The organism is Vibrio iocasae, assembly GCF_042245395.1.
In the GTDB taxonomy this organism is placed as follows: Bacteria; Pseudomonadota; Gammaproteobacteria; order Enterobacterales; family Vibrionaceae; genus Vibrio; species Vibrio iocasae.
In genome coordinates, this window is the sequence record NZ_CP145310.1 from 822,438 (window position 1) to 846,214 (window position 23,777).

At 46.5% G+C, this 23,777-nt stretch carries 1 protein-coding gene (only partly in view); it reads left to right on the forward strand.

What is annotated here, in order from left to right:
* Positions 1-23,777 carry the 5' portion of an Ig-like domain-containing protein gene (locus SNR28_RS03825; protein ID WP_375749699.1) on the forward strand. 6,337 nt of this gene lie beyond the right edge of the window, so the window shows 23,777 of its 30,114 coding nt (coding positions 1-23,777); the start codon lies at positions 1-3; its stop codon lies off the right edge, out of view.

Here is a 23,777-nt window from a genome sequence, read left to right on the forward strand (position 1 = left end):
ATGCAAAATGTTGTAGTTGATTCTATTTCGGATATCAATATTAAAGGTTTCGACATCGAGATCACGCTTCCTAGTGGTGAAGTTGAAGTGATTAAAGATGGTGTTGTTGCTGTAGCGCTTGGTGAGTTGAATGTCGAGACTCGAGAAGGTGAATTCTCGATGAATGACCTCATCAAGCAAACAGGGGTCAACCTAGAGACGACATCCAGTGTCTTTTTAGAAAATCAACTTTATGCGACTGGCGACTCAGTAAAAGGAGATCTGGCAGGCGAAGGTACTGAAGAAGATTTACTTACTGGAGATGGAGATAAATCTCTGGAAGGTGAGGAAGATGCTCTCGGTATTTTAAATAGTGATGGAACTTCGTCAGAGACTCAGGATGGCACTACCGATGAAGAGTATCAGAAAGCGCTCAATGAAGTGGTTGACGAAGCTGCGCAGCAAAGACAGGAAGCATTAGAAAGACAATTTGCCCAGTTGTCAGAAATGCAATCTGCCCTTCAGGCCCAGAAGGACGCGCTTGCCCAGGAAAGAGAATACCTGGCTGAACTTGCCGAAGCTCAGCAAGCTGAAAGAGAAGCCATTGATGCTGAACGTGAAGGCGTCATTAGCCTGGCAGAAGCGATCATTAGCAACAGTGAAGTAGATGGTCAACACAATGTAGAGGACTACATTGTCGAACTAGAAGGTGACGGTGTAGATGTCGAGTCCGGTGTTGTGCTTTCTGGAGACGATGGTGGTGCATCATCCAGCTCAGAACTGGTTCAGGCGATAGAGTCACTGATTGAATCCAAAGAGAGCGCGAGTGAAGCTGCGGTTGCAACAGCCGCAAATACAAGCCCAGCACCGACTCCAACCCCAACTACTCCTTCGGGTAGTACAACGAGTACATCTACGAATACTTCTTCTTCGGATGACAGCTCTTCATCAAGCTCGACACCAAGAAATACTGCGGCTCAACCGGTAGAAGACCCTGTGGATGATGCTACAAATGATGATGGTGCCGGTGACAGTGATCAGTCAGAAGCAGCAGCCTATCTGACCCTGCTTTTAGATGGTGAAGATGATTCAGGAACCATCGGGGACTTTATTACTAACCAAAGTACTGACTTAACTTTTAACGGTCAGTCAGAGCCTAATTCTACCGTTAGGTTTTTGGTCACAGATGGTGAAAATAATACAGTTTACGAAGAGTTCGTTACTGCTAATGCAACGGGTAACTACACGGTTGAGCTTTCAGATGAGTACGCAGAAGGCAGTTATTCGGTAGCGGTATCAACAACCGCAAGCTCTGGCGAATCACTATCCGTCTCTGAAATACTGGTTATCAAGAAAACGCCACCGGCCACTCCGACGGTTGCTTTAGCAGAAGAATCGGATACCGCAGCCAGCTTCAATCAGGATTCTACGGGTCGAATAGACAAAGTGACTTCTGATAAAACACCAACATTTGAAGGGACAGCGCAAACAGGCTCTACAGTTACTCTGACCATCGATGGTGTTGAATATAAGTCTGCTGTTGTCGGTGAAGACGGACTGTGGTCAATAAATGTACCTTTACCAGATAATTTTGAAGATGGTAAACACTTTTATTCAGTAGTTGCCACTGATGAAGCGGGTAATGTTTCTGAAACAGTCAGCGATAACAGCACCTATTTCACACTGGATACCCAGATTCAGGATATGGCAGGATCTCTGGCATCGACATCCGATACGGGTAAAAGTGACAGTGATGGCATTACTAAGTATACCGATGGGCAGCTTAGCTTTACCGGTACCGTAGAAGAAGGTGCAACGGTAAAACTGGTTATTGCCATTGGTGGCACAACTTATACGGTTTCACCGACGGATGCGCAATATTCGGTTCTGGATGGAAAACGCACCTGGACCATAGATTCAAACTCGACGGATTTTGCCGCCGCCTTTATCGATAACGATATAGAAAACAATGGTGAGTATACCTACCATTTTGAATACGAAGATGCAGCAGGCAATATTATCTCGTCGGCTGATCAAACTTTGGTGGTTGATACAGAACTGCCATTTGTTACAAGCCTTGGCTTAACGGAAGATACGGATTCTGCGCCGGAAGGCATTACCAACAGTTCGTTAAAAACGGACAATATTACTGCAAATCAAAAGCCTGTTATTGAGGGTACTGCGGAAGCGGGCTCAAGCATCACTGTGACCGTTACTGCGAAAGACGGAAGCTACACTCAAACATACCAGACAGACACTGTTGGGGAGCGTTGGTCTGTAGAGTTGACCCGCAACGATGAAAATACTGAGTTAGTCAGTTTGCTTGATTCTGGTGAGTACGATGTTTCTATTGTGGCAACCGATATCGCGGGAAATACTCAAACAACAACCGACAGTTTTACTATCGATACCAGCACCAGTATCAATATCACCACTGGTTTAAATGAGAAAGTAAACAGCCAGATTCAAACTATCACTGGTTCCGCTGAAGAAGCGGCAACCGTAACGCTCACTATCAAAGGATTAGACTCAGATAACAATACCGTCGAATATACACAGCAAGTGTCGGTAGCAACTGATAGTGATGAAGACAGTGTTGGTTCATGGTCATTCGATATAGATCCTGCTCAGTTAGCAAAAGATGGTGTCATTGCTGACGGTAACTACAGTTACAGTCTGACATCGGTGGATATTGCGGGTAACACGGTTTCAACTGCGACGCAAAACTTTACTTTGGATACGCAGGTAACCCCTTTTACCGCGAAGCTAGACGATGCTTCTAATTCAGGTTCTCTGGATGATGTGATCACGAAAGATAACACGCCAACTTTCAGTGGTACCGTAGAACCGGAAAGTAAAGTTGAACTGACAATAAATGGCAAAACCTATACGGCCACAGCGTCAGATACCAGTGATGGAAGTTGGTCTATTACTGTGCCCGATGGTGATGCTTTACCCTCTGATAATCAGACATACTCCTACACAATCAAAGCCACAGATCCGCTAGGGAACGAAACGACACTTAGCGATTCAGAACAATATAAAGTTACGATTGATCTTGGTGACCCAACACTGTCTGGTGGTCTGGATGCAAGTAGTGACAGTGCTGTGGTAGGTGACCGGATCACCAACGAAACCAATCCACTGTTCTCCGGTTTAGGGGATGCAGGTGATACCATCACGTTGAGTATTATTAATGCCGATTATCCAGACCTGGCACCGATTGAAAAAACAGCCGTTGTTAACAGCGACGGAACCTGGAAGATTCAGCTGGATGATGGTGAAAACCCTGATGGCAGTGAGGACGGTGAGTACGACGGTAAACTGTTAGATGGCAACTACACATACACATTAAACGCGACGGATAAGGCTGGAAACAGCGTAACCACATCGGCAGCTTCTTTGGTTGTCGATAGTGAGAATCCGACACCGCTAACGGGCTCGTTAGATGAGAGCAGTGATTTAGTTTCAGATGCGGATGGTCAGCTAAGTAAAATTCAGGCGATCAAAGCAGATTACACGGACACTGAACTTGACGAGACAACGCGGGATACAACGCCTCTGTTGAGCGGTACCGTAGATGCAACCAATATCGATGAGGTTGTCATCTATCTTGACGATCCTTCAAAGTCGACACCTATTGTGGCAGAACTTGAAACCGATGCTGACGGGAAGCTTGTTGTTACAACCGATGCAAACGGCAACCAGGTAGTCAAATGGACGGTTCAGCTAGGATTGCAAAATGCGGGTGAACACAACTTTAGTGTGGTTGCTACAGACAAAGCGGGCAACCAATCTACGTTAAATGATCAGTCATTTACTATCGATAACGCGACCGCTGCTCCGACTGGAAACTTGCTTAACGAAGGTTCGGATTCGGGTACAAAAGGCGACCTGAAAACCAATATTCTGACTCCAAACTTCAGTGGTGAGGCGGGAAGTGCGGAAGCGGGATCAACACTGGTTCTTGAAATAAACGGTAAGAAATACGATACCGTCGTTAAGTCGGATGGTAGCTGGATAATTCCGGTGACAGATGCACTTCCTTCTGATGTCGAGGAGCAGCCGTTTACTCTGTCTCAAATTGACAATGCTGGCAATATCGCCAGTACGACTCAGACTCTGTTCATCGACACTTCTACAGAAGTTACCGCACATTTGCAGACAGAAGCTGATTTCACAACCGTGCCAGATGGATTTGTCAGCTCAGACTCAGGCGCAGATGGAGACAGCTATACCAACGTCACGGCACCGACTTTCACTGGTACCGGTGAAGATGGTTCGACAGTGACTATCTCGATCAACGGTCAGAATTACTCATCAACAGTGACAGACGGAAAGTGGACCATCGATGTTTCTGGCCTTACGCCGACCTCTGCCGATGTAGCGACAGGCGCTCAAGAGTTCGATTATACGGTGACCAGTACCGATGTCGCGGGTAACGAAGCGGAAGTGGAAGGTACTTTAACGGTTGATACCTCTCTCGTCTGGACTGGTGGTCTAGACAAGAGCATGACCATCTCAGAAAACAATGATCAGATTTATCTAGGCTCAACAGATGTTAGCTTTGGTGGAGAAATCGAAAGTGGTGGTACTGTAAGGCTTGTCTCTTTCGGTGGTAATACGTTATCTACACCTATCAATGCGACTGTTAATGCAGACGGCACCTGGATTATAGATTTTGCCAGTTCGGAAGCGATCCTTCAGAACCTGAGTGACAAAACTAACTACACATACACGCTGGAAGCAACGGATAAAGCGGGCAATACCCAAACTATTAGTAGCAACTTTACGGTAGAAAAGGCGCTACCAAAGATTCTGGAATTGGATCTGGACGACAGCTCAGAAACCGGTGTAGACGGAAACGCGGCCACACTGGACGACAACATTACTTCATTGCAGTCACCAAAAGTTTCGGGCCTAAGTCAGGTTGGAAATACCGTTTCGGTTGTGATTACTTATGAAGATGGTAATCAGGTTGGTTCTCCGTTGACGACAACGGTTCCAAATACCGATGTTGTTGATAAAGAGATCGATGGTGTTACTCAGTCATTTGCACCATGGTCCGTGACAACAGATGTTACTTTGCCAGACGGTCGTTACACCTATACTGCGACTGTCACCGACAGTTCAGGCAATACAGCTCAAAGCAGTACCATTGTTGATATCGATAATACTGATCCATTAGCAGGTATGGATACCACCCCGGACGATATCTTAACGGTTGAGACTCAACCATCGTTCACGGGGCCAGCTGATGCATCAGGTCAAAACGTTACTCTTGTTATCACAAACAAAGAGGGTACTAAGTCTTACATTATCAACGAGTCCTTTGATGCAGATGAGATATGGTCGATTGATGTAGCGAACTACAACGATGATGATACGGGTAATCCGATCGAGCTAGCTGACGGTGAGTATACTTATACGATTGATTCACAAGATCTGGCCGGGAATCAAGCCCAACAGATTTCAGGTAAGTTGACCGTTGATACAACCGCTCCTGAGTTCTCAGTTAAGCTTGATGATGCTTCAAATACTGGTGTCACTACCGATAGTATCACTAACGAAACACAACCTGTTTTTAGTGGTGAAGTTGATGACCCTGATGCGACAATTCGCCTTGAAATTGATGGCCAGACCTACACAGACGCAACGATTGCGCTAAATCCGGATTCAGGAAAGTATGAATGGTCAATAAAGGTTGATACCCCTCTTTCAGAAGGCGATATCAACTATACGGTTACCGCTACGGACAAAGCCGGAAATGCGAGTAACTCAGATGATAACGGTGTGCAGAAGAGCATCACTGTTGACTTTACTATTGATGATGGCGATCTGACCACCAAGTTTGGCTCAAGAACGAACGACGAATCTGAGTCAGAAATTCTTACTAATGTCGCTGCACCAACGTTCAACGGAACGGGGAATGCTGCGGGCGATAAAATTACCATCACTATTACCGGAACAGATGCAGACGGTAATCCGGTAAGTAAAACATTTGAGGGTATTGAGACAGGAACCGTCGCAGACTCCGATGGTAATTACTCCTGGTCGTATACGTTACCAAATACTATCGCTGACAAGCTGGTGGCGGGAGAGTACTCATATCAGGTCACGGCATCAGATGTTGCCGGAAACACCAAGACGATCTCTGGTGAAAACTTTAAGGTTGATCTTGAGATTTCGGAGTTTACTGCGAGACTGGATGACCCGAAATATACCTCCGATCTGTCAGAAGGCAACGTTCTGCATACGCAGGATGCAACGCCATATTTCTCAGGTAAAGTCGAAGCTGGTAGCACAGTAACATTAAGCATAGATGGTCAGCCACAGCAGCAGGCAACGGTCGATGCGAATGGTAACTGGTCAGTTGAGTTCCCATCGGACCTCGTAGAGAAAGAGTATACGTACACCCTTACAGCAAAAGATGCGGCCGGTAACACGCAAACACTTGGTGGTACTTTAGATATCGACCACTCGATAGATTTGACGGGCGGTTTGGATACGAGTTCTGATACCAAAGCCACAAATGCCAGCTCTGACTTCAACTTTGATAATTATACCTCTGATACCACACCGAAATTTACCGGTAATGGTAACGAAGGCGATACGGTTGAGCTTGTCATTAAGCGTGTGCTTTCTGACAAAGGCGTCGATCCAGAAGTAACAGAAACCATTGGTGCAACCTACACTGTTGTGGTTGATGAGAACGGTAAATGGGCAATCAACCTGGAAGATGAAGGTCTGACACTTGATCAGGGTAACTACCGCTACGAAATAACGGCAACCGATGATGCGGGTAATTCATCTACGATCTCAGAGCTAATGACGGTAGATACTGAAACCAGTGTTACGGGTGAGGTACAAGATCATCAAGATTCCGACACGGGTGTATCTGCGACAGACGAGATTACGCAAAGTACGACCCCGGTATTTTCTGGTACTGCAGAAGAGAGTTCTACGATCACGCTTACTTTGCACAATCAAGCAGATGGGGCGGACAAATCTAATGACATCATTAAGGTTATATCACTTGGCGAAGGTGAGACAGACTGGACGATCACGCTAACAGGAAGTGATAACCTGTCTGAAAATGCAACCTATGACTACACCATCGTTTCTGAAGACAAAGCGGGGGTTATTTCTGGGTCTAATTCAGACAATACAGGTACTCTGGTTATCGATAATACAATACCAACGATTACCAGCAATGCGCGTCTGGATGTCTCTGATGACTCTGCGCCGAACAGCAACGATGTTGTTAATAATTCGGGTAACGCTGACTTAACTGCCGATGGTATTACAAGTGATACAAAACCTCGCGTTTCAGGTGTTGCAGAAGCAGGTGTAGCAATATCCATTCAGGAAGTTGGTGTTGCTGATGCCAAAGTTTATACAACAACATCGGATTCAACGACGGGTAACTGGCATATCGACCTCGACGAGTTTAGCAGTGAAGGTGAGCGTACCTTCAATGTCACTTATACCGATACTGCGGGTAACACGGTAAATGAAACAACCACAATTACTCTGAACAATATTCACAATGTTACCCAGGACCCGTCTGCATCTGATTCTGTGCTCAATGCAAGTAGCACGGAGTTGCATCTGGAAGGCAGCGTTGATGACAGCGAACGAGTGTTTGTATTCATCAATGGCGCAAGCAATAGTCCTTATGAAGCCACGGTTAACAACGGCAAATGGTCGCTAAATATTGATGACAACGAGTTGCCTTCGAATGGTAATTATACCTACTACGTCGAATCTACTAATATTGCAGGCGTAGTGGATACGACCACGACTCAGACCATTGTTGTAGATCGAACACCGGTTTCAATAACCGCTTCTTTACACGAAGATAGTGACACAGGGTTTAATCCGACGGATGTAGCGACCAACAATGATGGTGTCACTTCCGTTCAGAAACCGTTATTTAGCGGGACAACGGACGACAAAGATGCCGTCATTCAGGTCACTATTGGCTCTGAAACAGTTACGGCACAGCTGACGACTGAGAGTGAGTCGAGTAATACAGGCCCTTGGACATGGGAAGTTCAATGGCCGAATGCGTTGGACACCAGCAGTGACCAAGGTGGTGTTACTTACAATTACACTGTGACGGCGAAAGACAGCGCTGGCAACGTAACAACGGAAAACAACAACTTTACTCTGGACACTGTAACCAGTGTGACAGCCGATTTAAGCAGCACACATACTGAGCAAAGTGGTGTAGACCTTGTAGAAAGCGGTCAGGTTCTGAAGTTCTCAGGAACGGCTGAGTTCGATGCTGATTCAAACAGCAAAGTTGAACTGGTTATTACAGATAAAGACGGAAATAAGACCGTCTTTGACCAAATTACAGTAAACAGTGACGGAAGCTGGAGCCATCAGTTAACACCGACAGAACGCAGTGCATTAACAGATGGCGAGTACAGCTATCAGGTTAATGTGACCGATAAGGCTGGTAATACCAACAGCACCACGTCACAAACCTTCAAGTTGGACAGTGTTGTCGATGGTTTTAGTGCAGAGTTGGATTCTGACTCTGGCCGTAGTAACGAGTTTGCTGATGACCAGATCACCAATGAGTTACCACTTAAGTTCAGTGGTACAGCCGAGGTTGGTTCTACGGTCGAGTTAACCATTGATGGCTATACCTATGTCGCTATAGTTGATAGCAGTGATCCAGGTAAGTGGACATTAGAAGTTAACGAAGGGCATCTCAAGTCGGGCCAGGCATTGCCTGCTGACTACTCCCTAGAAGATGCACAGACTTACCAGTATAGCTATACGGTTACTGACGTCGCGGGGAACATACTTTCTACATCAACTTCCAATAGTGCTGCGCTATCGGGAAGCGTAACCATAGATAAAACCGTTGATCAGTCGGAAACCGCGCATCTTAGCCATGACGCAGATGTCGATACAGGTTCATCACTGCTTAACCCGGATGCACAGACAGACGGTATTACGCAATCACACCACCCAGAATTTACCGGTACGACTGAGTTAGATGCAGAGATTACCCTTGTTGTGAAATCTGGCGATTCTGTGCTTCACAGCTATACCTTTGTTAACAGTGAAACAGCTGCGGCAGCCAATGATCAGTTGACGGTAGATTCGTCTGGGAAGTGGACGTTCAAAGTGCCTGATTTCTTGAATGATGGCAATTATACCTTCGACATTGATGTTACCGATAAAACCGGTAATGACGCTCCAACAACAACAGGCAGCGTAACCATTGACAACACGCTATCGACGGCTGTTTCGGGGTCGCTAACCGTAGAAACAGATACTGGTAGAGATCTGCTGTCAGGTGAAACCTTGGCACTAAATAGTGATGGACTTACCTCCGACACAACGCCTGAGTTTACAGGTGTTGGTGAAGCTGGTGCTATCGTCACGCTGACTTTTGCTGACTATCCAAACCTTAAACTGCAAACCAGAGTCGGTGATGATGGTAACTGGACCATTGATAATACAGCTGGAAACTACAATGAGTTGGTAGCAAACTTTACAAATGGCAGTACCTATAACTACAGCATCACGCAAACTGATAAAGCGGGTAACACGACGACAGAAGCATTCACAAGTAGTGTGACTTTTGACACCACAGATCCAACTAATACGACACTCAAACTGGCTGCAGAAGATGATACTGCAGGTAAGGCAGACGGAAAAACAACGCAGGAGCTGCAACAGGACGGTATCTCGAACCATGATGTAGTAACCATTATAGGTGTAACGGAAGCAGGTGCTACCGTTGATCTGGTGCTGACTGATATTACCGATCCTAACAACCAGACAACCGAAACGAAGCATTACACAGCGGTCGCTGATGCATCAGGAAACTGGAACATCACACTAGACAGTCATGATGACGGTACTTATCAGTACAAGGTCGTCACCACTGATCTAGCAGGTAATGAAAACACGGCTGGTGAAACAGGTGAGTTTAAGATTGATACCAAACTGAGTCTTGAGGGCGGTGTCGCGGATAACAGTGTACAGGGCTGGACGGTTAGTGAACAACTGACCAATAGCGCTGCACCTGTATTCAAAGGTACGGGTGATGCCGGAGATGTCATTACTCTGCGTCTCGATGCAGACCATATATATACGACGGTAGTCAATGAGTCCGGTGACTGGTCTATTTCCAATATCGATCTGTCTGACGGCAACAGTAACTATGCTGGCGGCACCTACAACTATATCATCACCGCGACAGATGCAGCAGGAAATACAACCCTTGCAACGGATGCGGCAGACAACGTAAATATCAGCAAAGAGATCCGCGGCAGTATTGAGGTCGATACTCAGGCCCCAACAGGTTTGGAAGGTGGTATCGCTGGGGACGAATCAAAAGATTGGTCTGTTGCTGACTACGTGAATGCTTCACAAAACAGCACCTGGGTTATTAAGGGTGAAGTTGAAGCGGGTACTCAGAAGGTTGTGGTGAGTATCAGCGGAGTCGCAGGAACCGAAACCGATGGCTATAAAGTAGAAAACGTTGAGGCAACGATAGATGCCGATGGTAACTGGGTTCTTGACCACACAAATATTCCAGCCTTAACGCAAGATGGCGACTATGAATACACTTTTGTCGCGACAGATAAAGCGGGGAACAACAGTGACCCGGTTACTCAAAGTTTCAAGTTTGATAGCAGTGTTACCGCGGTCAAATATGACATCAATGATGATGCTAATGACGACAATAGGGTAAACACGAGCACACCAACATTCAGTGGTAATCAGGCCGAAGGTACTGCAACCGAGCCAGGTGCGACAGTTACCATTACTATTGGTGGCAGTACATACCAAACAACGGCCGATACGAATGGTGACTGGTCTGTTACGGTTGCCGATTCGAGCAAGCTTACTTCCGGGGCTGGTGCCGAGCTTAGCGTACCAAACGGTGAGAGCAGTGCCGATATCGCATATACCGTAAAAGTGACAGACAAAGCGGGCAATGAAAGTTCGCCTATTACAGGTACGCTTACTCTGGATCAGAGTGTGGTGCTATCTGGAGATCTGTCTGACAGTAGCAATAGTGGTGCTCTGGATGACAAGCTGACCAATGACACAACCCCAAGCTTTAGCGGAACTGCTGAAGTGGGTTCTGTCGTTTACGTGGCGATTAATGGAAAAGTGTACGCTACAAACAATGCCGACCACGGCTCAATGGATAGTGCGGGCAACTGGACGATTACGGTTCCTGAAGCAGACAAACTTACTGCACCTGACACCTCTGATTCTAGTGAAGCTCAGGATTACTCTTACGTCATCTATAGTCAGGATGTGTCGGGTAATATTGGTTACCTGAAACCTGACGGCAGTGTACAAGCTGCAGATTCTCTAGATGCAGCAAAAGCCCAGACAACCAATACATTGCAAATTGACAATAAAGCATCGGTTGATGGTGACCTGGATGACAGTGCAGACTCTTCTTACACCTTTGTGGCCGAAGGCAGCAATACGCACACTGATATTGAAACTAAAGCAACAAATCTGGGTTCGGATGACACAACGAATCAGGTTGAGAGTCTTGTCTTTACGGGGACGGGAGAAAAAAACAGCACTATTCGACTTTATTTCAACACAAGTACAGTGCCTTCGGATGCGACGGCTTCTGATTACATAGAAACGACAACCGACGCCGCTGGTCAGTGGAGCATTAACGCAGCTACAGATTCTAACGGTTATGCGGAGCAAATCGCTCAGATCATTAGTGATAACGGTAGTAAGTCATACTCTTATGTGGTTGAAGTCATAGACAGTGCTGGCAACCATGAAACCCACAGTAATACCGTTACTATTGATACAACCAAGCCAGAAACAGGGAACTTCGACCTGGATTCTGCCAGCGACACCAGTATTGATAATAGTGGTGAAACCAACCTGATTAATCCGGTTATTTCCGGCATCAATGCGGAAGCAAACGCATTTGTGCAGGTAACAATAGATGGTCATCTTTATGAGACTCAAGCTGACGCCGATGGCAAGTGGGATGTCACGGTAAGTCACGATTTATCAGCCGGAGAGACAACTGAAAAAGAAGTTGAATATCAGGTCAATGTTTTTGATGCGGCAGGCAATAAAGCGGATGAGCAGTCGGGTTCATTTGTTTTTGACAATAAGATTGATACTCCAATCACCATTAATGGCAGCGACAGCTTCCTTCTGGAAAGTAGTGATACTGGAAAAAGCAGTACCGATGGAGTTACCAAGACCTCAGATGACCTGATTTTCACCGGTAAAGCGGAAGTTGGTTCTACCATTACCATCAACTTTACGGACTCTGGGTTAGCTTCTCAGACGGTCGTTGTGACGGGCGATGCGGATGAAAACGGAATGGCGCAATGGAGTATTGCTAACGTTGACATTCCAGCTCGTGATTCTGCTTACAAATACACAGTAACCGCCAAGGATGTGGCCGGAAACACTGCAAGTACAGACGCTGAAGTCTTTGTTGATGGTGTCACTCCAGTGGTCACCAAGGCGATGACTCAGGTGGCAAACACTCAGGCAGATGTTGATGAAGGAAGTATTCATGCCGATAAAACGACATCGGACAACACGGTTAATGACACGACACCGGTATTCTCTGGCGAGGTCGATGACAAAGACGCGGTAGTAGAGCTGATCATCGAAGGCATGACAGTCATTGCCACCATCGATCCAACAGCGAAAGCAAATGGCAAATACACCTGGACTGCTCAGCTTGCCGATGATCAGGTACTTGATGAAGGTGCTCACGCCTTTACTGTCAAGGTTACAGACCCTGCAGGTAATTCTGATAGCGTTGAATACACCAGTGTTGATGAAAAAATTACCATCGATACACAAGTCGATACGATAACTGCCAAACTGGACGATATCTCTCAAGCTTCAACAGGCAATGCGACACTGACGATTCAGGACAAGCCGACTCTGTCAGGTACTACAGAAGCCAATGCTGACGTAACACTTGTTATTGATGGACGTACATACACGACTCAAGCAGATGACAGTGGTGATTGGTCTGTTCAGATCGGTAGTGGCGATAACAGTGATCATACGTTAGATACTGGCAATTACGCTTATACCGTTTCGGTTAGTGATGTCACCGGCAATACAGACAGTAAGACCTTTACTGGTGAAAATGCTCTGGTGGTTGATCTGGACGTCACATTCACCGGAAAGCTGGATGATGACAGCAACACCTTTAATGCAGACAATCCGGAAACCGATCTTATTACTTCTGTTGATACGCCAGTATTTAGTGGAACGGTTATCGCGGGTACAGAGGTGTTTATTTTTGTCGATGGGACAAGCGAATCTCTGGGAACCTTTGGCACTGCTGGCACAGGAAGTCTGGTTAGCTGGGAAAAGAGCCTAAGCAGTTCTCTATCGGAAGCTGATCACACCTTTACTCTCTATGCGAGAGACCCCAATGGTCAGTGGATCTATCTCGATGCGGACGGTAACGCCGTTAAAGTTGACGACGCAGCTAGCGTACCGACCGATGTAAACACCATTACTATTGATAAATCGCTGGATGCATTCTCTGGTGATTACGATGCTACTCTGGATACAACTCGCGCTGGTTTTGATGGTGCCGATGATAATTACACCTCGAACAACGATCCTGTGTTCAAAGGGACAGGTGAAGCAGGTGGTACTGTTGAGCTGATTCTGGAAAGAACCGACACCGATCCACGCACCTCGCAGGGCAGTGTGATTGTTGAAGTTAACGACGCAGGTGAGTGGGTAGTTTCTAAAGATACGAGTGGCCTGAATGCAACATCCGGCAGCTTCCTTGGTAATCTGGCTGATGGTACTTACGAGTACAAACTGGTTTATACCGACATCGCAGGTAACACAAATGCAAGCTCAGCCACATTCACTGAGCTGACGATAGACAATGTAGCAGAACTGACTGCGAATGACTTAACCGCAGCGACAGATACCGCACCTGCGGGCGTGGGTGATTCCGACTCTCGTCATAGTGATCAGTTAACCAAAACAACACCAACATTGCAGGGTACTTCCGAACCCGATGCAGCAGTAACCGTCACACTTACTCAGATCGGTGACGATGTATTAACTACACCTGTTGAGATTGATTCCGTTGTTGATGCAAATGGCAACTGGACGCTGAACTTAAAAGGCAATGCAGAACTTCAGGCCCAGGGTTTATTGGATGGTGATGGCAACCTGAAAACAGATGGAGAATATCGCTACTCTGTTCAAAGTACGGATAAAGCGGGTAATACAAGCCCTGTTATCGAAAAGAGCTTTGTTTATGATTCGACGTTAACAGACACGGCTAATCAGGGCTCCGAGTTCAGTGGTGGTCTTGATCAAGATATCGCTCAGGATACGGGCTTGTATCAGGACGATGGTAAAACCTCTCAACAGAAACCACTGTTTACTGGCTTCGGTGAAGCAGGTGCGACCGTGACTCTATTGCTCCATTTCCCTTCAGGTGATACCGAAACCGTAACAACTCAGGTGAAGAGCAACGGTCAATGGGTCATAAATGCAGAGGCTTATCCAGAGCAGTTTGGCGCAGACGGGCTTGTAGCCGGTAATTACACTTATGGGCTGACCATTACTGATGACGCGGGCAACACTAAGACGTTGGCTGATCAGACATTAACAATTGATACAGAAGATCCGCAGCTAACAAATGTAGGTCTAAGCACCGCTTCTGATACAGGTGATAACTCGGATGATCATACAGCGAACGCTCAGCCTGTCTTCCAAGGTACGGTAAATGAGACCTCAGTCGTTGAGTTTACGGTTTATCAGAAAGACAGCAACGGCAATGTTATTGACTCTCATACCTACAATTTGGGTGAAGTGGATGGTAACTGGAATGTCGACTTATCTACGCTTAAAGACAGTGACGGTAACATCTATGAGATTACCGAATCTGGCACATACTACTACAAAGTAACCGCTACCGATCTTGCCGGACATACAACGGTACTGGATGATTCAGAACAGTCCATTGTTGTCGATCTGGAAAACAAACTAGTCGCTGATCTTGATAATACGGAAACTCTGACTACAGATAGCGCCCCTGTGGTAGCTACGAATGCGGATGGCAGTTCAACCACCACAACCATCACGTTGGCCGATAAACAGACCAATAACTCGCTACTTCAGTTTAGTGGTAGTGGTGAAACGGGCGATATTGTCACCATTACTGTTGACGGTGTTGAGGTTGCACGCTTTACATTGACCGATGAGACCGATCCGAAGACGGATGTTCGCGGAGATGGAACCACGCAGAACTGGACATATCAGCATGAAACCAATGTAGCCAATGCTAGCAGTCAGGATTTTGATTATGTCATCAGTTCGACGGATTTAGCGGGTAACGTTAAGACCTTTCAGGGCAATGTCGACGTAGACAAAGAGATTGTAAATACATTGACCACAGATGGGCTTACAGAAACATCTGATTCTGTGGGTGTTCGAGAGTCTATTGAGAAATCAGATAACATTACCAACTTAACGCCGGTTCTTGAAGGTAGTGTTGACGCTAATGCGAAATCCGTGAAGGTAACTGTTACAGACAAAGACGGAAATATTGTTGCAGAAGATGTTCCTGCGACGATAGACACAGCGAACGGTCGTTGGAGCGTCGAGCTTAATGGTTTAGATACTGATGACGGTAGCAAAGATGGTGAATACTCTTACACGGTTACCGCAACAAGTGCGACAAATAACGATTCATCAGTGACGGGTAAGTTTACCCTCGACAACACGATCTCCAACCCTGATTTTGTCGGAGGTCCTGTCAATATTGATGGCGCAGAAGAAACAGCGTCCGGCACTCCGATTCTTTCAACCAGTCCGACATTTGAAGGGACAGGTGAAACGGGCTCAACGGTAACGCTTGAGATACTCAAGCTAAACCCGGTGACCAACGAGTATGTTTCTAAGGGAAGCGAAAGCGTTCTGATCTCCACAGGAACAAACTGGTCGTTTGCCGCAGAGGACTATAAAGATCTTATAGAAACGACGGGTGATAACGAGTACCAGTACAAGTTAACGATTGTTGATGCTGCGGGTAATACTAAAGAGCTGGATGCGGATAACTTCCAGTTGAATTTGGAAAATCCGGTCATTGAATCCATGCGTTTGTCAGCAGAGAGTGACACGGGTGATTCCACCGCAGATAACTATACCAAAGATACGACACCGGAGTTTGAAGGTAAGGTAGACAAAGAGTCTACCGTGACGATTCGAGTTGAGCTTCTGGATGACAGCAACAACCCGACAGGTACTTTCTATACCATTAAAGGTAAAACAGACAGCACAGGTGCGTGGGATACGACGGACCCAAGTGGAGACTGGCAGGTCATCAATGCGATTTCCGGTAGTGATGACATTACTCTCGTTACAGAGGGTAAATATCAGTTCAGTGTTGAAGCAACGGATAAGGCCGGACATTCAAGCACAACAGAAACAGAGACCTTCACTCTTGATACACATAACTCTTTGACAGGAACTGTCGAGGCGGATTCTGATCATGCAGGGTATGTCGACAATGGTGTTCTAGTTACTAACGATTCATCGCCTGTGTTCTCTGGCAAAGGTGAGGTGGGTGACGTTGTCACACTGGCTATTCAAGTTAAAGGTGGTGTTGGCACTGATATCTACAGTCAGACCGCGACAGTTGATAGCGATGGTAACTGGACGATAGACCTTAACACCGCTGGTGGCTCTTCTTTCGAGTTACCTTCGGATGGCGATTATACCTACCGTATTTCTTCGTCTGACCTTGCTGGCAACGATAGTGTTATCTCCGGTGAGCTTACTCTGGATACAGATAACCCGAACAATCTTACTTCTCAGGGTCTTACTGAGGAGTCTGACTCCGGTAGCTCTAATACCGATAACATTACGAACCTTTCTCCGGTACTGGAAGGTACAGTTGAAAATGGCGATATTCAGGTTGAAATTACGCTACTAGCAAAAGACGGCAGTGTTGCGGAATTACCTGATGGTGTAGGACCAACATTTACAGCTACTGTCGTTGACGGCAAGTGGACAGTCGCACTTACAGGCCTTGACCTTGATAACGGCAGTAATGACGGTGTCTATACCTACAAGGTAACAGCGACAGACGGACTAACACCAACCACGATCACCGAGACAACAACTGGCGACCCGCTATCCTTTACGCTGGACAACAAAGTCGTACTTGAATCTGGTGCAGATATTCCGGATCCGACATTGACTTCTACCCATGCAACGACAAACGATGGAAAGATTGTTACGGGTGACCAGACACTGAATTTCAATGGGACGGGTGAAGCAGGCGCTACGGTTAAAGTGCAGGTATTTGACTCAACCAGTGGTGAAGTCGTAGCAACAGCGACAACCACAGTTTCAGATAATTCAACAGGTGCCGCCTGGGCTATTGATGATGCTGATTATGACCAGCAACTTGCGGGTGGCAATTACAAGTACAACATCACCATGACGGATATCGCGGGCAACGAAACACTGATTGCTGATAACGAAGCGATTAGTGTCGATCTGTCTGGGCCGACAGTTACGTCGTTCAACCTGGTTCATGACGCTGTGAATGACACCGGTGATTCTGCGACGGATAACCTGACCAACAATGCGACACCGAAATTTGAGGGTGTGATTAGCGAAGCCGGTTCAGTTGTTCTGACGATTATTGCTCTGGATGAAAGCGGTGACCCTATTACTGATAGCAAAATTGTCAGTGATTCCATTAGCACAAACCCTGACGGCAGCTGGAATTACACGCTACCTGTGAGTTTGTCGGATAACGGCAGATATCAATACACGGTGGTTGCAACAGACCTTGCGGGACAAGTATCGCCAGAATCGTCAGCAAAAGAGTTTGAGTTCGACAGCGTAAATATCATGACAGCGGGTATGGACTCAGGTGTTCAGAAAGTGGCTGACGAAACCGTTACCAAAACTTCGGACGAAGAATGGACAAACCCGGAGCGACTAACGAATGACTCTACGCCGAAGTTCTCAGGCAAACTGGAACAGGGTGATACCTCAGTTCAGTTGGTGATATTGAAAGACAACAACCCTGTCTTTGCTGACCCAATTATTATTGATGGCGATGCTATTAACGCAGATGGTACATGGGAGTATGAACTTAAGTCATCGTTAAGTGATGGCAACTACAAATACGTTATTACTTCTATAGATGTGGCTGGTAACAGCAAAGAGGTTAATGGTGAGTTTGTACTGGATGTCGCAGGTAATGTGCTAACAGCAACCGGTTTGACGACAGAATCTGATTCTGCACCTGATGTTGGCTCAAAAGCCGAAGAACTGAGCGACAATGTCACTAACATTGATCCGGTTCTTGAAGGTGTCGCTACAACCGCCGTAAGAGTGGAAGTGGTATTAGTCAGCCGTACAGGGGGGGCACTACCAGCAAAAACCGTGTACAGCGATGAGAGCATTGGTGATGGCGGTGAATGGTCTATTACTCTGGACGGCCTGGCCGCAGAAAAACTTGATGGTGAATACACTTACAAGGTCATTGCTTACGATTCGGCTGGTGAAGCGACAGAGCTAACTACAGCTAATGCTGCGGTTACTGATGAGCTTACGTTTACCATTGATACCGAGTTCACAGGAACCGCGACAGCTGACCTGAGCCATGATGCATCCTTTAATACAGGTGATGTGACAGACAATATTACCCAGTCTGGACTACCAATCTTTGAAGGCGAAGCGGAACAAAATGCCGTTATTCAGCTCACTCTGTTTGGTACGGATGGCAATAAGGTCGGAACAATCGTTACCCGTGCATCTGACCAGGGTACCTGGTCTATCGACAACACAACTGACGGTTACGGGACAGTCATTCCGGGTGCACTGGACAACGGCACATACACGTACAGAGTCGACATGATCGACACCGCGAACAACCATCATACAATCGATACTAAATCCTTTGTTGTTGATAATCAGGCTGCAACTCTTGAAGTGAGTGGTCTTGCGGATGGTAGTGATACTGGCCTTTCTTCAGAAGACAACTATACCAATGCAAGCACGCCAAGTATTACAGGGACTGCTGACGAGGCGGGTACTATTATCCTCACCTTTAAGCGAATGGACACTGACGGTACTACAGTTCTTGAAACCAAAACCGTTACTCAGAGTATTGATTCAGCGGGTACCTGGACGATTCCTGTCCCAGCTGAAGATGAACTGAGTGCGGGGGAATGGCAATACACGGTCAAGATGACGGATCTTGCGGGCAATGAAACCGCCGAGAAATCAACAGATAGTGATGGTGACCCATTAGCCTTTACATTGGATCTTCAGAACAATCTGACCGGTAAAATTGAAGCGCCTCAAATTAACGCAGGTGATGCGGAATATACGACATCATCAGATGGTCTGACGGTGACTATGGCTGATACGGTGACCAACAATGGTTCTCCGACATTCAGTGGTAAAGCTGAAGCTGGTGACAAAGTTACCCTGACCATTACCTTTGCTGGCGGTGTTCAGTACGAGAAAACCATTACTGTTGCCAGTGATGCGGATACTCAGGCACTGAAAGACTGGACCATTGATTTGTCGGACAGTGCCACTTATCCAGACTTCAATGAATTGACGGAAGAAGGTGAATACACATACACCATTAAATCGGTCGATGATGCAGGTAACAGTAAAACCGTTCAGGGAACGTTCAATCTGGATTCCGCGCCAAACGTAATTACAGCTTCTGGTCTGACAGATGATACCGACTCAAGCAGCGTTTCATTTGGTGACAAAGACTATATTGCTGCAGAGAAAACCGACAATATCACACAGGACGTGCCTGTATTGGAAGGCACGATTACCAACCCTACAGGTTCAAATGACGCAGAGAGTATTAAGGTTGTTGTACTCGATAAAGATGGCAATGAGGTTTATCAATACAAAGGTGTTATCTCCGGAAACAGTTGGACTGCATCTTTGGCTGCGGCCAATGTAATCGGCAATGCATCTGCTTCAGAGTTGGGTGAAGGTGATTACACGTACAACGTTGTTGCTGTAGATACGGCGGGTAATGAGTCAGTACTAAAAGCTCAGGACGTTGTTGGTGGAGAAGTGAAAGACAACATGTCGTTCACTATCGACAGAAGTGTTGATGCGAGCACAAGTGACGGTTATCAACATACCAATGACAACGATACAGGTAGCAGTAGTTCAGACCAGATCAGTAGCAATACTAAACCAGTATTCAGCGGATTCGGTGAACCTGGTGCTCTGGTTACCGTTACAATTGATAGTAACGACCCGGCATTTGATGCGATCGAGTTTACTACCCGAGTGAAATCAACAGCAGTGGATGGTAAGTTTAGCTGGACAATTGATACCGCTGATTTTGAGGCGATTATTGGGTCAAATGGCCTGGCGGATGGTGAGTACGAGTACAGCATCGCCATGACAGACAAAGCTGGCAATGAAACCACAGTAACACCTGAAAATAACAACACATTTGAAATCGACAGTACTAAGCCGACAATTACCAGCTTTGATATGGTATCAGATACAGATGCGCATCCTGATCGCACCGCGAATACCAGTCCGGTTTTCTCGGGTGTGATTTCTGATGAAAACGCGTCAGTAGTGACGGTAACTATTACTGATAGCGACAACGTCAAGCATGTGATTGACGTTGCTGTACCAAAAGGTTCAACAACCTGGACACTTGATCTCTCTGACTACGACTCTGACTTATCAATAGAGGGTTCAGATAACGCATCACTGGTTCTGCCAAGCGGTGAAACCAAGTACATCGTTGAAGTGACTGACGTTGCCGGAAATACAAGAACGGCAAGTTCAGAACAAACCTTTACCATTGAGACCGACAACAGTCTGACTGGAGAGATGACGACAGCCTCGGATTCAGGTGTGGATGACAGTGGTAACTATACAAACCCGGATAACGCTACCATAGCGTTTGGTGGCAACGGTGAAGATGGTTCTACCGTGACTATCACCATTTACGAAAAAGGTAACTCAACACCAGTTATCACTGGTGACACAACAGTAAGTGGTGGGAATTGGTCATTCTCAGTAGCAGATGAGTCGGCTCTGGCTGATGGTAAAGAATATACCTATACGATTTCTTCCACCAACGCATTGGGTGTTACTAAGACCATAAGTAACGATGGTGTGGTTGAGTCGGTGACTATCGATGGTGTTACCAAAGAGCTGAGCAATCAGCCAGCGACCACTAACTATGGCTTTATTGTTGATAAAACGGGTCCACAGTTTGATGAGTTCAAAGGGCTGACAGAAGAGACAGATACCGCAGCGACCGTATACGCGACAGAACAAGCGGCCACGGATGCGAAAAATGACAACATCACTAAATCTGCAACGCCAACGCTTGAAGGCACGATTGCGTCTGCTGATGTTGGTTTAATCGACACTGTAAAAGTGCAACTTCTGACCAAAGACAACAGCGACCTTTCGGGTGATGTTACCTACACAGGTACGGTAGATGGCACTAATTGGACAGTACAGCTTCCTGAACTGGCCGATGGCAAGTACACATACAAAGTGATTCTTACTGATCTGGCAGGGAACGTGAGTGAAAGTGATCCGTTGAGTTTCGAGCGTGATTCAACTGCACCGGATGCTCCTAAGAATGACCTTGGTGCGAGTGAAGACTTCCTTGATCACAATAATGACCAGGTTAACTCTGGCGACCTGACAGATAACATTACCAACAATCCTAAACCCGTGTTTACTGGTTCGGCAGAAGCCAGTGCGTCCATTACGCTTGTCATTGCGGGGGGTGGTACTTATACCACCGCTGCGGATGCATCTGGTAAATGGACAATTGACCTCAGTAAAGAGGACGGTGAGGGGTTAAGCGATGGCACTTATACCTACACAGTTACAGCAGAAGATACCGCTGGTAACGCCTCGTCTGCAAACGCAGAAGTTATTATCGACACAAAAGGGCCTGCGAATCTAACGGCTATTCTGGATGTGGACGCTTCTGTGGAAGATGATGCCTACATCGACAAAAATCTTGCTCAAAGCGATGCCATCGCAACTAAGCAGATTACCGATGGTGACAACAGTTATCAGGCTCCATTGCTTGGCGATGCCAGCCCTGTGTTCAAAGGAGAAGCAGATAAAGATGCCATTGTTAAGGTAACCATTACTAATCTGGCGGATAACACTTCTACCGAGTACACAGCGACGGTTTCCGCTCCATACGATGAAAATGGTGTGGGTGTCTGGACTCTTCAAGTGCCGCTATTGAGTGTGGATAACAGTGGTAAGGCAGAATACAAGTACGAAGTCACTGCGACAGATATTGCCGGGAATGCGACTGAAACGACAAATATTGTGGTGAAAAACCCAACAGTCGACGGCCAGTTTGTTGACACCAAGTACTTTGCATTGGATACCAAGACAACATTAACCGACTACCGTCTTTCAGCGAGAAGTGATACCGGTACGACCAACGACGATAAAGTCACCTTTGATACAACACCTTACTTCAATGGTAAAGGTGAAGTTGGCGCGACGATTCATATCGATATTCTTGATGCTAACAATGTCGTGAAAGGCACAGCAGAAGCCGTCGTACAGGCTGATGGTACATGGGAAGCTCAGGTACAGGATGCACTTGACGGGGGTATCTACTCTGCACGCATCACCGCAACGGATACGCTGGGGAATCAGGTCAGAGAAACCATCAATGATATCAACATTGATGTCGACAGACCTGACGCAGACGACCTTATCAATATTGTTCCGCTGGCTAATACTGTTGGTGGTGTTTCTGCAGAGGAAAACGACGAAGGAAACCGTGACAACATTATTGGTGGAAATACGGTATATATCAGCGGTGAAGCCAGCTCCGAAATAGGCGTAGGTTCTGAAGTCCATGTTCTGGCATACGAGCTGAATGCTGATGGCAGCATCAAAGCGGGTGGAATCAGCCGCGAAGTTACTGCGACGGTGAGTGGTAATACAGAAGGTACATGGACCGCGAGCCTGGACTTAGATACCAACTCTAATGATCCTGTCGAGTTTGGCTATGACGTCTGGATTGTCGATGCGGCCGGTAACGATATGGAAGGCTCACGCAAGTCGACTCAGAATGCCGGTGACAACCTGGAAACCTTTACGATTGACCAGCTGCAACTGGCATTAAGCAACTACGACAATGTTTCAGACGGTACGTTAGAAAACGGCCATTACTATACTCAGGGCTCAAACTTTACTGCAGTTGGTGTTGTTGAAGATGATGTGTCTGAAGACAACATTTCGGTGACTGTGGTTGGTGTTGATCCAAGTGATTATACATTCACAGTCAGCGAAGCTTCCAACGGTTCGAAAACGTGGAACCTAGTGTTTAAAGACCTGAATCAGGGTGACTATTCCTACACGATTCAGGCTACCGATTCTCAGGGAATTTCCCGAAGCATCACCCAACAGGTACATGTAGACAACGTAGACCCAGACGCACCGACTGACATTAAAGTGAATGGTGTTGATCTGAGTTCTTACAGTTCTGCACCTCTGCTTGATGAGATGACCTTTACCGGCAAAGCAGAACCGAACTCTACGGTTACTCTCTACTTCACTTCTGCGGATGGCAATACTGATCATAGCTATACCGTGAAGGCGAACGTGGGCAGTGACGGCACCTGGAAGATGGATATCAATCCTGATAACCAGAATGTCCCTAGAGGCGAGTTTACCTACAACTTTACTGTAACCGATCGCGCTGGAAACGAAGGTGCAAGGGCAGGTTATGAAGTTGATTA